The sequence below is a fragment of the Fulvivirga sp. genome (assembly GCF_040220315.1).
GTDB lineage: Bacteria > Bacteroidota > Bacteroidia > Cytophagales > Cyclobacteriaceae > Fulvivirga.
In genome coordinates this window covers 1-13,758 of the sequence record NZ_JAVJUY010000334.1, presented here as the reverse complement: position 1 = coordinate 13,758, position 13,758 = coordinate 1, and the positions used below count along the sequence as shown (strand labels likewise).

General features: G+C 36.7%; 14 protein-coding genes and 1 tRNA gene. 10 read left to right on the top strand and 5 right to left on the bottom strand.

The genetic code is table 11. The annotated features are described in order from the left end of the window. Together RLO81_RS17070 and RLO81_RS17065 are read right to left on the bottom strand one after the other, a co-directional pair. Positions 1–738: toxin-antitoxin system YwqK family antitoxin (locus RLO81_RS17070; protein ID WP_350114471.1), on the bottom strand; the 738-nt coding region annotated here is incomplete at its 3' end. Positions 739–772: 34 nt separating this feature from the next. Further along, entirely contained in the window at positions 773–1,741 is a 969-nt protein-coding gene (locus RLO81_RS17065; RefSeq protein WP_350114468.1) for a tryptophan 2,3-dioxygenase family protein, read from the bottom strand. Positions 1,742–1,809: 68 nt separating this feature from the next. Between RLO81_RS17065 and RLO81_RS17060 the strand changes: the two genes are divergently transcribed. Together RLO81_RS17060 and RLO81_RS17055 are read left to right on the top strand one after the other, a co-directional pair. Beyond that, on the top strand, positions 1,810–3,024 hold the full coding sequence (locus tag RLO81_RS17060; protein WP_350114465.1) for an acyl-CoA dehydrogenase family protein: 1,215 nt from the start codon (positions 1,810–1,812) through the stop codon (positions 3,022–3,024). Between the two features lie 124 nt (positions 3,025–3,148). Then, a complete protein-coding gene (locus RLO81_RS17055) occupies positions 3,149–3,694 on the top strand; it encodes a hypothetical protein (protein WP_350114462.1) in 546 nt (181 codons plus the stop codon). Here RLO81_RS17055 and RLO81_RS17050 read toward each other — a convergent pair. Beyond that, positions 3,691–4,767: a DUF1573 domain-containing protein gene (locus tag RLO81_RS17050; protein ID WP_350114459.1), complete on the bottom strand. Its 1,077-nt coding sequence runs from the start codon at positions 4,765–4,767 to the stop codon at positions 3,691–3,693. The two genes, RLO81_RS17055 and RLO81_RS17050, sit on opposite strands and share 4 nt — an antisense overlap. Before the next feature lie 113 nt (positions 4,768–4,880). Between RLO81_RS17050 and trpS the strand changes: the two genes are divergently transcribed. Then, entirely contained in the window at positions 4,881–5,849 is a 969-nt protein-coding gene (gene trpS / locus RLO81_RS17045; RefSeq protein WP_350114457.1) for a tryptophan--tRNA ligase, read from the top strand. 2 nt (positions 5,850–5,851) lie between these two features. On the opposite strand, the gene RLO81_RS17040 is transcribed toward trpS, so the two are convergent. Continuing rightward, complete coding sequence (locus RLO81_RS17040) at positions 5,852–6,259, bottom strand: hypothetical protein (RefSeq protein ID WP_350114455.1); 408 nt, start codon at positions 6,257–6,259, stop codon at positions 5,852–5,854. A 131-nt stretch (positions 6,260–6,390) separates the two neighbouring features. On the opposite strand from RLO81_RS17040, the gene hppD reads away from it, so the two are divergent. From hppD to RLO81_RS17020, 4 genes are read left to right on the top strand one after another with little or no spacing between them, the layout of a single operon-like run. Continuing rightward, positions 6,391–7,485, top strand: coding sequence for a 4-hydroxyphenylpyruvate dioxygenase (gene hppD / locus RLO81_RS17035; RefSeq protein WP_350114453.1), 1,095 nt, complete (start codon positions 6,391–6,393; stop codon positions 7,483–7,485). 1 nt (position 7,486) lies between these two features. Further along, positions 7,487–9,211 (top strand): phospho-sugar mutase, encoded by a 1,725-nt coding sequence (locus RLO81_RS17030; protein ID WP_350114451.1) that lies wholly within the window; start codon positions 7,487–7,489, stop codon positions 9,209–9,211. A 59-nt stretch (positions 9,212–9,270) separates the two neighbouring features. Further along, positions 9,271–10,587: a tRNA (N(6)-L-threonylcarbamoyladenosine(37)-C(2))-methylthiotransferase MtaB gene (gene mtaB / locus RLO81_RS17025; protein WP_350114448.1), complete on the top strand. Its 1,317-nt coding sequence runs from the start codon at positions 9,271–9,273 to the stop codon at positions 10,585–10,587. Then, positions 10,587–11,036 (top strand): peroxiredoxin, encoded by a 450-nt coding sequence (locus RLO81_RS17020; RefSeq protein ID WP_350114445.1) that lies wholly within the window; start codon positions 10,587–10,589, stop codon positions 11,034–11,036. Before mtaB ends, RLO81_RS17020 begins: the two co-directional genes overlap by 1 nt. Here RLO81_RS17020 and RLO81_RS17015 read toward each other — a convergent pair. Continuing rightward, positions 11,029–11,679: an ABC transporter ATP-binding protein gene (locus tag RLO81_RS17015; protein ID WP_350114442.1), complete on the bottom strand. Its 651-nt coding sequence runs from the start codon at positions 11,677–11,679 to the stop codon at positions 11,029–11,031. The genes RLO81_RS17020 and RLO81_RS17015 overlap by 8 nt on opposite strands. A 114-nt stretch (positions 11,680–11,793) precedes the next feature. Between RLO81_RS17015 and sucC the strand changes: the two genes are divergently transcribed. The 3 genes from sucC to RLO81_RS17000 all read left to right on the top strand — a co-directional run. Continuing rightward, positions 11,794–13,005 (top strand): ADP-forming succinate--CoA ligase subunit beta, encoded by a 1,212-nt coding sequence (sucC, locus tag RLO81_RS17010; RefSeq protein ID WP_350114439.1) that lies wholly within the window; start codon positions 11,794–11,796, stop codon positions 13,003–13,005. Positions 13,006–13,015: 10 nt separating this feature from the next. Then, positions 13,016–13,089: transfer RNA gene (locus RLO81_RS17005), tRNA-Arg, on the top strand. A gap of 122 nt (positions 13,090–13,211) precedes the next feature. After that, positions 13,212–13,758, top strand: a 547-nt coding sequence (locus RLO81_RS17000) for an outer membrane beta-barrel protein (protein ID WP_350114436.1), incomplete at its 3' end; no start/stop codon positions are given.

Here is a 13,758-nt window from a genome sequence, read left to right as displayed (position 1 = left end):
ATAATTCCATTCACCGGATGATTCACCCATTTTGTTATAAGAGCCCGTAGCAGACAATTGTCCATTTGAATGATAGAATTTCCAATCACCTGTACGTTTGCCATTTAGAAATAATCCTTCTGCTTGTTTGCTTCCATCTTTATAAAAATACTTCCACAAACCCACATGATGAGTTCCAGATTTAGGGCCTTGTGCTTTTATCTCACCAGAAGGGTAATACACTGTATATTTTCCTTTGTCGTATGTATAATCAACCGTTCCTTTTAATTGGCCGTCTTCATAATACTCTTCCCAGGTACCCTCGCGTTTGTTATTAATAAAAATTCCTTTTTCCTTTAATTCGCCACTTTCATAGTAAATTCGCCACTCGCCTCTCCTTTTCTGATTACTAATCTCGCCCTCCATACTTTTGGTGCCACTTTCATAGTAATATTCCCAATAGCCATCACTACTATTACGTTTGACAACACCTTTCATTTTCAGAGAGCCGGTTTCGTAATAAAAATTCCACTCACCAACTGTTTCGTTATTTACAAACTGGCCTTGTGATTCTACATTGCCATTTAAATAATAAGAAAGGTATTTTCCATGAAGAATGTTGGAAATAGTATCATTTACATAATACATTTCCTTAAGCTTACTTTTATCTTCATCATGATATACTGTGCGTAAAACCTGCGCTTTTGAGACTAAAGCAATAGATAAAAGAAATATAAATATAGTTAGCCTGCGTACCATAAACGATTATAAAGATAATCAATTAGTATTATAGCTATTGTTCGTGATTAAAAACCTCTTTTAACACCCATGACTTACCCCACTCCGATTTTTCTTCTTCATTCCACAATTCAGGGAAGAATATGATCTTTTGAAAACGTGGTGGCAGATATTTTTGCCAATTAGTGCCTCCAGTTGCAGCAATATCTTCTGGATCTTTTTGTAAATACCGTACAGCAGATTTATAATGAGCCAAACGCCATTTCACATTAGCATAGACATCAAATATTCGATACTCATTTATTAAGGCATCATCATTTAACTCAGCAAAGTTGTTTTGATACACTTTCAACAGATTAGTCTGCTTAAAGCTATTTGCTCTTGCCAGGAATTCGCCCATGTATTTATCTTCAAACTGCTTTAGCGTAAGCGTTTTTTTACCAGAGGCCAATTCGGTTGCTCCACTTCGCCAGTAGATTTTTTCCATTTGATCCTCAATAGATGATTTTGAATTAAACTCTTTGCGCGAATCAACATCAACAAGGTTTAGAATATCTGTAGTGCTAATTTCAATTAACCTGTATTGAGCCGATTGAAAGCCACTAGCCGGCAGCAAAGACATTCTAAATTTTAAAAACTGTTGTTTGTCCATGCCATCAACCATCACAGAAAAAGAGCTTTCAAGCACCTTGAAATAGCCATTTATTCTTTTCATGCGTTCCAGAACGAATTTAGGCTCAGGCTTTTCCTTCTCAGCAATTTGATCGATTTCCCAAAGAATTAGTTTAAAGAATAACTCCGTATGTTGATGATATGTAATAAAGATCATTTCATCTTTAAAACCTGTTTTAGGATTCTGCAGGCTTAGCAAAGTATCGAGATGCACATAGTCCCAATAAGTGAGATAATCGCTGTACAAGAGTCCATCTAAATAGGAAGACAGGTCTTGTCCCATTACCTGGTATTTCTCCTCTAATTTTTTTATTTGCTCCAGTATTTTTGGGTCAATTTCTGACTTATTCATGGACGTTTTACAATATATGTTTAACCTTGCGTAAATTTGAAATTTAAATACGAATAACCCAAATAAGAATGTCTACAACGTTTGCAAAGCCACAAAACAAAAAGTCATCTGCTGATATGTTTGAGTCTCCAGACTTTTATCAGATTGATGATTTGCTAACCGAAGAACATAAATTAATAAGAAGCTCAATTAGAGACTTCGTAAAAAAAGAAATCAGTCCTTACATCGAAGATTGGTGCGAACGAGCTCACTTCCCTTATGAGATAGTTAAGAAATTTGGCGATGTAGGTGCATTTGGCCCAACAATACCAGAAGAATATGGTGGGGGCGGATTAGACTATATATCTTACGGTTTGATAATGCAGGAAATCGAACGTGGAGATTCCGGGATGCGTAGCACCGCTTCAGTTCAGGGTTCGTTGGTAATGTACCCAATTTATAAGTTTGGGTCTGAAGAGCAGAAAAAGAAATTCTTACCTAAATTAGCTTCAGGTGAGTTTTTGGGCTGTTTTGGTTTAACAGAACCTGATCATGGCTCCAACCCTAGCGGAATGGTTACCAACTTTAAAGATATGGGTGACCATTATTTATTGAATGGTGCAAAAATGTGGATTTCTAACTCACCAAAATCAGATATAGCTGTTGTTTGGGCAAAAAATGAAGAAGGACGAATTCACGGTCTGATTGTAGAAAGAGGGATGGAAGGCTTTAGCACGCCAGAAACACATGGTAAATGGTCTTTGAGAGCAAGCACAACCGGAGAACTTGTTTTCGATAATGTAAGAGTGCCGAAAGAAAATCTTCTACCGGGCAAAACCGGTTTAGGCGCCCCTATGATGTGCCTGGATTCAGCACGATATGGAATTGCCTGGGGTGCTATTGGTGCCGCTATGGATTGCTATGATTCTGCCAGAAGATACGCCATGGAACGTATTCAGTTTGGAAAACCAATCGGGTCTTTCCAATTGATTCAGAAAAAACTTGCTGAAATGCTTACAGAAATTACCAAGGCTCAATTATTGAATTGGAAACTCGGCAAAATGATGGATGAAGGCAAGGCCACTACCCCTCAAATATCAATGGCCAAAAGAAATTCTGTTGAGATGGCGCTTAAAATTGCAAGAGAAGCAAGACAAATACATGGTGGTATGGGCATTACTGGTGAATATCCTATGATGCGACACATGATGAACCTGGAATCTGTAGTTACTTATGAAGGAACGCATGATATTCACTTACTAATATTAGGTGCTGAAATTACCGGTATTCCGGCATTCCAATAATAGAACTCCAACAAACCAAACAAAAAGCCTGCTTAAGCAGGCTTTTTGTATTTTAAGCTTTCTGAACACTTTGTTTATCAGACTATTATCCATATTTTTCAACTTCTTAAAATTAAATTGAACTATGAAAAAACTGTATATTTTCGCCCTACCCTTATTGATTTTCACTTTCAGTTGCTCTAATCAACCCAAAGAAGATAATTCTGATGAAAATACTGAAACTGCAATGGAATCACCTGCAGGTGAAGTTGAAGTTGAAGGGTTTAACTCCATTGAAAAACTTGCTGCTTCTGTGGTTAAATCGCTAAAAGAAAGAGATTATGATAGCTATTATAGCCACGTGATGACTGAAGAAATGGAGCTCGCACAAGCTGGACTAATTCAGGACTCTACTATTAGAAAAGAGTTTTTGCACCAATATGGTTTTAGTTTGCACGAAGAAAAAGAGTACTTTGACAACCTACTACATTTCTTCGACACCAAAAATATTGATTTAGACAAGGTGGTTATGGATGATATGGTTTTTACTGAATATAAAGGTGGTGAATATCACCCTTTAGAACTATATGAAGTGTTAGTTCCAATTGAAATGGAGTATGAAATTCCAATAGATTTTACGGCCATTAAAGTGGAAGGTAAATATTACTTAACTTCCGAATTGGGGGTCTAATCTTCGATATATGCTTTAACAGTAACCCGTTGTGCTGAGGCACTAGGGTCGCTAGAATAAATAGTAACGGACTTTTGCTGATTTCCTCTTCGACCTTCAGAATTAAAAACCACCTTAAGTTGGGCGCTTTCGCCCGGCTTGATTTTTTTAGAATCTATAGCAATTTCAAGGCAGGAACAATTGGGAACCGCCTTCCTAATTAGCAATTCTGACTTGCCTTCATTGGTAATTGTAAAAGAAGTTTGTGCCGATTCTCCGATCTTTATTCTACCATAATCAAAAACATTTTGAGCAGTAATTAATTTTGGTGCTTTTTCCAATTCCTCTTTTGTCAATGGAGGAAAATACTCTTCAATTGTGGCATAAACAGTAATTGGCTTTGAATTATTCTCCAACTCATCAGTAAAAAATTCAACCTGATCGTTCATAAAACCAAGGTCATCTTTTAATCCAGCATTGTAAGTTAAAACCATGTTAATCTTTGACTTCGCTGGTATTACATACGAATCAAATGTTACATCTATATGTTTTGGTTTATTAATAGTTTCCTTAATGGTAATAGGGGTTTCACTTTGATTATATACTTCAAAATTTGTTTGAATTGCTTCTCTATTAATGTAAACTTTTCCCACATTCAATGAAGAAGTTTTCATCCGTAGGGCACCCATTTCTTTAGGATAGTCCTCCTCTATCGTTCTCGGTTTCGGTGTTACCTCACCACTGATATATAGTCTTATTGGCTCACCCAGTGAAGTTGTAACGGTGAGCGATTTATTAAATTTACCCGGCCTGTTCCTCGGATTATATTGAGCTTGAATAAATCCGGTCTCGCCCGGAGCAACAGACTTTCTCGTCCAGGCGGGAGTTGTGCAGCCACACGAAGCTTTTACATTTAGTATCTGAATGCTATCCACTGTGTTATTAGTAAATTTAAATTCATGAATGATTGGTCCATCCTCTTCCTTTATTACGCCAAAGTCATGGGACATTTCCAAAAATTTAATTTCCTCAGTTTGCTGAGCAACTAAATTTCCACCGGCAAACAAAAACATCATTACTACAAGGCTTCTCATTATTCAATATTTTGCACTAATCTATTGAATCAATACTTAAATTGTAAACGTGAAATGATTTTAACATTCAATTAACAAGGCTTATCATTGTGCAGTTTTTATAACATGCAACTATGTCGAGGATATTAACAGGAATACAGAGCAGCGGCCGCCCACATTTAGGTAACATTTTGGGAGCAATTGTTCCGGGAATTGAGCTTTCTAAAAATGAAAAAAACGAATCGCTTTTTTTTATTGCCGATCTACACTCGCTCACTACAATTAAAGATGCTCAAGTGCGGCAGGAAAACATTAATGCAACAGCTGCTGCCTGGTTAGCATTTGGCTTCGACACAAAAAAGAACATCTTCTACAGGCAATCGCACATACCTGAAGTGTGTGAGCTTACATGGTATTTAAGCTGCTTTACTCCTTATCCTATGCTGGCGAATGCCCATTCATTTAAGGAAAAGTCTGATAAACTTTCTGATGTAAATGCGGGTCTTTTCACTTACCCAGTATTAATGACTTCTGATATAATTTTATATGATGCCGAGTATGTTCCTGTGGGTAAAGATCAAAAGCAGCACCTGGAAATTGCGAGAGATATTGCCAATGCGTTCAATCAAGCTTATGGGGAGATTTTTGTGTTACCTGAACCCAAAATTGATGAGCGAATAATGACTATTCCGGGAACAGATGGCCAAAAAATGAGTAAATCGTATGGCAATATCATAGATATATTCTTGCCAGACAAAAAACTGAGAAAGCAAGTAATGAGCATTATAACAGACAGCACTCCGCTTGAAGAACCTAAAGACCCGGATACCTGCAATGTGTATGCTATTTATAGTTTATTAGGTTCTGACGATCAGGTAAAATCGATGCGAAAAAATTATGAAGGTGGTAATTATGGTTATGGACATGCCAAACAAGCACTCTTTGAATTGATTGTAGACAAATTTAAAAAGGAAAGAGAACTATTTAATACTTATATGGCATCTCCTGAATTAATTGATAAAGAACTTCGTGAGGGTGAAGCAAAGGCAAGAGCCATTGCTGTAAATAAACTAGATGCAGTAAGAGCTAAACTTGGTTTTTAGCACTACGTTGCTTGCCAAACTACCTCCTGCAGAGAGTCGCCCACATTAAGTAGTATTCTAACGGGATTTGGAACCAACACCAGCTTGGTTTCGGAATCATCATAGTCGTCTACATCAACATAAACACCTTGATTATTTTCTACTTTTAGCTCACCGGTGGATAGCAGCTCAAACTTAGAAGGGAAATAGGCAATGGGCAATAGCACTTCATTATCTGGGCAGTACTCATCATGTACATCATGTAGTACTTCTTCCAAAAACTTGCCATAGTCTGATAAAAATTGATCTTCCAAATCATGTAATTCCTCCTCCAACTCATCATAGTTCGAATCGCTATAAGACATTCCACTTAACTCTCTTTTTTTGGTGATGAGCTCCATCAATTGATTATTGAGTTTTTGAACGTCCATTTTTGGTTTAGTTGTTGATATTCAATAATCTTCAATGTTGTCAATTATCGATTGAAATGACAATTAGAATCAATAAAATATTTTTGTTGGGAGGTATAAAACACTAATTTTGAAATCAAAAAAATAGCATCATGCAAGAAGACTTTTTACCCTTAAAAGGAACCGATCACATTGAGTTTTATGTAGGAAATGCTAAACAATCTGCATTATACTATCAAAATGCATTTGGCTATAAATTAGTGGCTTATGCAGGACCGGAAACTGGCTTAAGAGATAGGGCAAGCTATGTCTTGGTTCAAGATAAAATCAGAATTGTTCTTACTTCTACTTTACATCCTGAAAGCGAGGTGGCAGAGCATGTAAAAAAGCATGGTGATGGTGTTAAAGTTCTTGCCTTATGGGTAGATGACGCCAAAAAAGCCTTCGAAGAAACCACAAAAAGAGGAGCAGTTGGTGTTAAAGAGCCATATACATTAAAAGATGAAAATGGCGAAGTAGTCATGGCTTCCATTCAAACATATGGGGATACAATTCACACCTTTGTGGAAAGAACGAACTATAAAGGTGCTTTTCTACCTGGGTTTGTACCAAAAAAATCAGGCATCACAGTAAAGCCTATTGGCTTAAAATATGTTGACCATTGCGTTGGTAATGTTGGATGGGGAGAAATGAACAAATGGGTGAAATTCTATGAAGATGTGATGGGCTTTAAGTTGCTTATCACTTTTGATGATAAGGATATAAGCACAGAGTATACTGCACTCATGTCCAAAGTTGTTTCCAATGGCAATGGATATATTAAATTCCCTATCAACGAACCTGCGGAAGGTAAAAAGAAATCGCAGATAGAAGAATATATTGACTTCTACAAAGGAGCCGGTGTACAGCACATAGCTATCGCCACTGATGATATTATTCATACTGTATCAGAATTAAGGGCCAGAGGTGTTGATTTTCTCGAAGTGCCAGCCACTTATTACGATGACTTACTGGATAGAGTAGGTGAAATTGATGAAGACCTTCAACCCTTGAAAGATTTAAACATTTTGGTTGATAGAGATGATGAAGGCTATTTGTTGCAGATTTTTACCAAACCTGTACAAGATCGCCCTACCCTATTTTACGAAATCATTCAAAGAAAAGGAGCTAAATCCTTTGGTAAGGGTAACTTCAAAGCCCTATTTGAAGCAATAGAAAGAGAACAAGCACTTAGAGGTAATTTATAGCATGAGCAGAGATATCAGGGCCATTGCAGAAAAATGGCTAAACAGCAATATTGAAGAGAGTGAAAAGGAAGAAATCAAGGCCTTATTGAAAGATAAAGATGCTCTTGCTGAAGCTTTCTATAAAGATTTAGAGTTCGGTACCGGAGGATTGAGAGGTATCATGGGTATTGGTTCTAATCGTATGAACAAATATACCTTGGGTATGGCAACACAGGGTTTGGCAAACTACCTTATTAAATCTTTTCCAAATGAGGAGATTAAAGTGGCTATCGCCCACGATAGTAGAAATAACAGCAGGTTTTTTGCTGAAAATACAGCAGCCGTTTTCTCAGCGAATGGCATAAAAGTTTTTTTGTTTGAAGACTTAAGGCCTACACCAGAGCTTTCATTTGCCATCAAGCATTTAAGTTGCCACAGTGGAGTGGTTATCACTGCCTCACACAATCCAAAGGAATATAATGGCTATAAAGCGTATTGGAACGATGGCGCACAGCTAATTGAGCCTCACGATAAAAACGTGATTGCCGAAGTAAATGCGATTAAAAGCATTGATGAAGTAAAGTTTGAATCAAACCCTAAATTAATTGAAACGATAGGTGAAGAAATAGATGCTATCTATTTGGGTAAAGTGAAGTCTCAATGTTTATCCCCTGACTCAATTAAGAACCAGCATGATTTAAATATCATATATTCTCCAATTCATGGTACCGGATATAAAATGGTGCCACGTTGCTTAAAAGAACTTGGATTTACAAATGTGCATCTTCTGGAGGAACAGTCTACACCTGATGGAAACTTTCCAACTGTAGTCTATCCTAACCCTGAAGAAAAGGAGGCGCTTAACCTGGCTATTAAAAAAGCCAAAGAGATAAATGCAGAATTAATTATGGCTACTGACCCTGATTCTGACCGTGTGGGTATTGCCATAAAAGATAACAAAGGTGAATACATACTTCTAAATGGCAACCAAACCGGTAGTTTACTTACCTATTATACACTAAATAGATGGCAAGAACTCAAAAAGTTTAAAGGCAATGAGTGTGTGATTAAAACCATAGTTACTACCGACTTAATTAGAGATATTGCTGAATATTATGGAGTTACCTGCTATGATACATTAACTGGATTTAAATATATCGCAGCATTAATTAAACAGCTCGAGGGTAAGGAAAAGTTTATCATTGGAGGCGAAGAAAGTTATGGGTATATGGTAGGCGATTTTGTACGTGATAAAGATGCTATTGCCTCTTGTGCTATGATTGCAGAAATGTGTGCGTATGCTTCTGATCATGGACAATCATTGTATGAAATGCTTATTGAAATGTATTCCAAGTTTGGCTTTTATAAAGAGCGTTTAATTTCCATCACCAAAAAAGGAATGAAAGGTGAAGAAGAAATTAAGAATATGATGTCTAATTTTAGAGAAAATCCTCCTTTATCATTCGCAGGATCCAATGTTGAGAAGGTGACAGACTATCAAAAAGGAACAGCCTACATGATAAAGACCAATAAGACTGAATCTATCGATTATCCTAAATCTAATGTACTCCAGTTTTATACGGCAAATGGCTATAAGGTTTCAATGAGACCATCTGGGACTGAACCTAAGATAAAATTCTATTTAAGTGCCAATACAAAGCTGGCAAAAGTAGCTGACTATGAAAAGGTGTCTAAGGAAGTAGATGCTTTGCTAGATAAAATTGAGCAGGAACTTAATTTGAATTAATGTGATCAATTTGTAGGTTATATCTGCTATCCACTCATTTTTACTAACTTTGCAGCCCTATGAAAAAAGTGGCGTTTTATACTTTGGGTTGCAAACTTAACTTTTCGGAAACTTCCTCCATCTCTCGAATGTTCGAGAAAAGAGGATATAAAAAAGTTGAATTCACTAATCAACCAGACATTTTCATCATTAATACATGCTCTGTTACGGAGAATGCCGACAAAAAATGTAGAAAGGTTGTAAGAGAAGCGCGCAAAATCTCGCCTAATGCTTATGTAGCCATTATTGGTTGCTATGCGCAGTTGAAACCTAAGGAAATATCTGAAATACCCGGTGTGGATGCTGTTCTCGGTGCAGCAGAAAAGTTTCAGTTAATTGATCTTTTAGATGGTTTTGTCCGTGAGAAAGTACCTAAAATCATGGCATCGGACGTGGAAGAGGCAACTATTTTTCATAAATCCTATTCCATAAATGATAGAACCCGAACATTCTTAAAAGTTCAGGATGGTTGTGATTACAGCTGCACATTTTGCACTATTCCTTTAGCAAGAGGTGCTAGCAGAAGTGATACAATTGAAAACGTGATAAATAATGCAATTGAAATTGTTGAAAGCGGGGTAAAAGAAATTGTATTAACTGGTGTTAACACAGGTGACTTTGGCATTCGAAATGGAAAACGTGAAGATCGTTTTATCGATTTAGTTAAAGAACTTGATCAGGTGAAAGGTTTAGAAAGAATTAGAATTTCATCAATTGAGCCTAATTTACTTACAGATGAAATCATTGAATTTGTATCTAAGTCTGAGAAATTTGTTCCACACTTTCACATACCACTTCAATCTGGCTCTGATAATCTTCTCAAAAAAATGAAAAGAAGGTATTTAACAGATTTATATAGCTCAAGAATTGCAAAAATAAAGCAACTAATGCCTGACTGCTGCATTGGTGTTGATGTGATAGTAGGTTTTCCAGGAGAAACAGATGAAGAATTCCAAAAAACGTATAAGTTTCTTAACGAATTAGACATTTCTTACCTACATGTGTTTACATATTCAGAAAGGGCTAATACTGCTGCCATTGAAATGGATAAAATTGTGCCGATGAGAATTCGAAATGAGCGATCAAAAATGCTACGGAACCTATCAGACAAAAAAAGAAGGTTTTTCTACGAATCTCAGTTAGGGAAAGAGAGAAAAGTGCTATTGGAAGAAGATATTGAAAATGGAGTTATTCACGGATATACAGATAATTACATTCGTACTAGTGTAAAATATGATCCTATCTTAATAAATGAAACAAAACTTGTTAGGCTTGATCATATCTTGCCCGATGGCACTGTTCATATTTCAGAATCAGAAGAAATTTATACGCACTAATGGCACTTAAAACTGGAAAAAAAGCTCCTTTATTTAAGCTTCCTTCAAGTGAGGGGGACATATTTAACCTTGAAGAACATAAAGGAAGCCCATTGGTTATCTATTTTTATCCAAAAAATTTTACACGTGGCTGCACCAAAGAAGCATGTTCCTTTAGAGACAATCACAGCGAGTTAGAAGAATTAGCTATTAAAGTAGTTGGAATTAGTAGAGACACAGTCAACAGTCATAAAAAATTTAAAGAAAAAAACAACCTTACCTTCGAACTTCTGTCTGACAAAAATGGCGAGGTATGCAAGCTTTATGATGCACTTATTCCAGTGTTAAACATTCCAAAAAGAGTAACCTACCTTTTAGATTCTGACCTTAATATTATTAATAGCTTTGATAGTTTATTTGGCTACAAAGCGCACATAGAAAATGCACTGCAAGCATTCAAATCTAAATAAATATTCCATCACGCATTTCCAATTTTCTATCTGCCATTTGCGCGAGGGAAGTATTGTGCGTTACAATAACGAATGTCTGACCCAATTCATCTCTCAGCTTAAAAAATAACTCGTGCAACTGTTCGGCATTCTTAGAATCCAAATTACCACTGGGCTCGTCAGCAAATATTATGGAAGGGCTATTAATAAGAGCACGAGCCACTGAAACCCGTTGTTGTTCACCTCCACTAAGCTCAGAAGGTTTATGGCTGCCCCTACCGCCTACACCAAGTTTTTCCAAAATATTTTTGGCTCTTTCTTCCGCATCATAAAAAGAATTACCTCGTATTAATGCAGGTATACAAACGTTTTCCAGTGCCGTAAATTCGGGTAGTAGGTTATGAAATTGAAAAATAAAGCCGATATGGGTATTTCGAAAATTTGCTTTTTTAGTGGAATTAAGTTTTAAAACATTCTCATCATTAATAAAAACATTCCCTTTGTCAGGGTTATCTAAGGTGCCTAAAATATGCAGTAAAGTACTTTTACCCGCACCTGATGCACCGGTAATTGAAACTATCTCATTCTTACGAACCTCAAAATCTACCCCTTTTAAAACCTTCAGCTCTCCGTAAGATTTGTGAATGTCTTTTGCTACAAGCATATAAATATTTCAGAATAACGATGAAGCTCAAACTTACTAAATGCCACTATTAATCCTTCTCAATTCTTGAAATATAAGCCCAAAAGAACTACTTTCGTGCAAAAATTTTAAGGCATGAACATACACGAATATCAAGCTAAGGACATACTAAAAAATTACGGTGTAAATATTCAAAGAGGCATCGTGGCAGATAACCCTGAAAAGGCACTTGCAGCTGCTAAGGAGTTGAATAAGGAAACGGGTACAAGTTGGTACGTGCTAAAAGCTCAAATCCATGCTGGTGGACGTGGTAAAGGAAAAATAAAAGAAACAGGATCCAATGGTGTTGTTCTTGCTAAATCCATTGACGAAGTAGCTCCTAAAGCGAAAGATATCATCAACGGAACATTAGTTACACATCAGACCGGTGAAGAAGGAAAGAAGGTAAACAAACTATTGATTGCTGAAGATGTATATTATCCAGGCAATTCAGAGCCAAAAGAGTTTTATATGAGCATACTTCTTGATCGTGCTAAAGGATGTAATGTTATAATGGCATCTACTGAAGGAGGTATGGACATCGAAGAAGTTGCTGAAAGCACTCCTGAAAAGATAATCAAAGAATGGATTGACCCTTCAGTTGGTCTGCAGTCGTTTCAGGCAAGAAAAGTTGCATTCGCCCTGGGTTTAGAGGGTAATGCATTTAAAGAAATGGTAAAATTCATTCATTCCTTATACAAGGCGTATGAAGCTACTGACTCATCTATGTTTGAAATAAACCCCGTTTTAAAAACCTCTGATGATCGCATTTTAGCAGTTGATGCGAAAGTTAATTTGGATGACAATGCGTTGTTCAGACACAAAGACCTTATGGAGCTGAGAGACATAAGTGAAGAAGACCCTGCTGAAGTAGAAGCTGGAAAATCTGGACTTAGTTATGTGAAGTTAGATGGTAATGTGGGTTGTATGGTAAATGGTGCAGGTCTTGCGATGGCTACTATGGACATCATTAAATTATCTGGTGGAGAGCCTGCTAACTTCCTTGATGTGGGAGGAGGTGCGAACGCAGAAACTGTAGAAGCCGGCTTCAGAATCATATTAAAGGATCCGAATGTAAAGGCAATACTAATTAATATTTTTGGAGGCATTGTACGATGCGATAGAGTGGCAAATGGTGTAGTTGAAGCATACAAGAAGATAGGAAATATTGATATTCCAATTATTGTAAGGTTACAAGGAACCAATGCTGAGGAAGGTGCAAAAATCATTGAAGAATCTGGATTAAAGGTTGCCTCAGCAATTTTGTTAAAAGATGCAGCTTCAAAGGTTAGTGAAGTATTAAACTAAAGTTATTAAAGCATCCGTAGTTCAACTGGATAGAATACCAGATTTCGGCTCTGGGGGTTGAGGGTTCGAATCCTTCCGGGTGCACAAACCGCTTGAAAAAGCGGTTTTTTACTTTATAATCGTATTAAACATTTACATTCATTATATTTGATATAACTTTTATGATATTTATAAATTTTGATATCTTGTAAGTTAATTTATTGTCCATGAAGAAATTAGTACTTGGTGTTATTTTGATAGTACTCGCAAGCGAAATCTACGCACAGAGCTTCTATAATTATAGACGTGGTCGTGATTTTATTGCAAGCTTGGGAACTGGAACAAGTACCTATTTTGGGGATTTAAATGATGATGGGGACTATTTCGATGCCAAGCCAAATCTCAATATTGGTCTTCAATATTTTTTCACTAATCGCATTGCCGCAAGAGCTGAATTAGGTTGGTTTCAATTATCAGGAGACGATGCAAATTCATCAGAATCTGGCAAAGTGAACAGAAACTTGTCTTTCTCATCTAATAATTTTGAGTTTAATGTTGTTGGAATAGTTCAAGCTTGGCCCGATGGCGCAAGATACTACCAGCGTAACGATTTTAACATTTATGGTTTTGCTGGAGTTGGTGTACTATACTTCAACCCGGTGGCCGAATTAAATGGAAAGAAAGTACCGCTACAACCACTTCAAACTGAAGGTGTAAGTTATAGTAGGGTAACTATTGTTATACCTTATGGTATAGGTATTAAATACAAGCTTA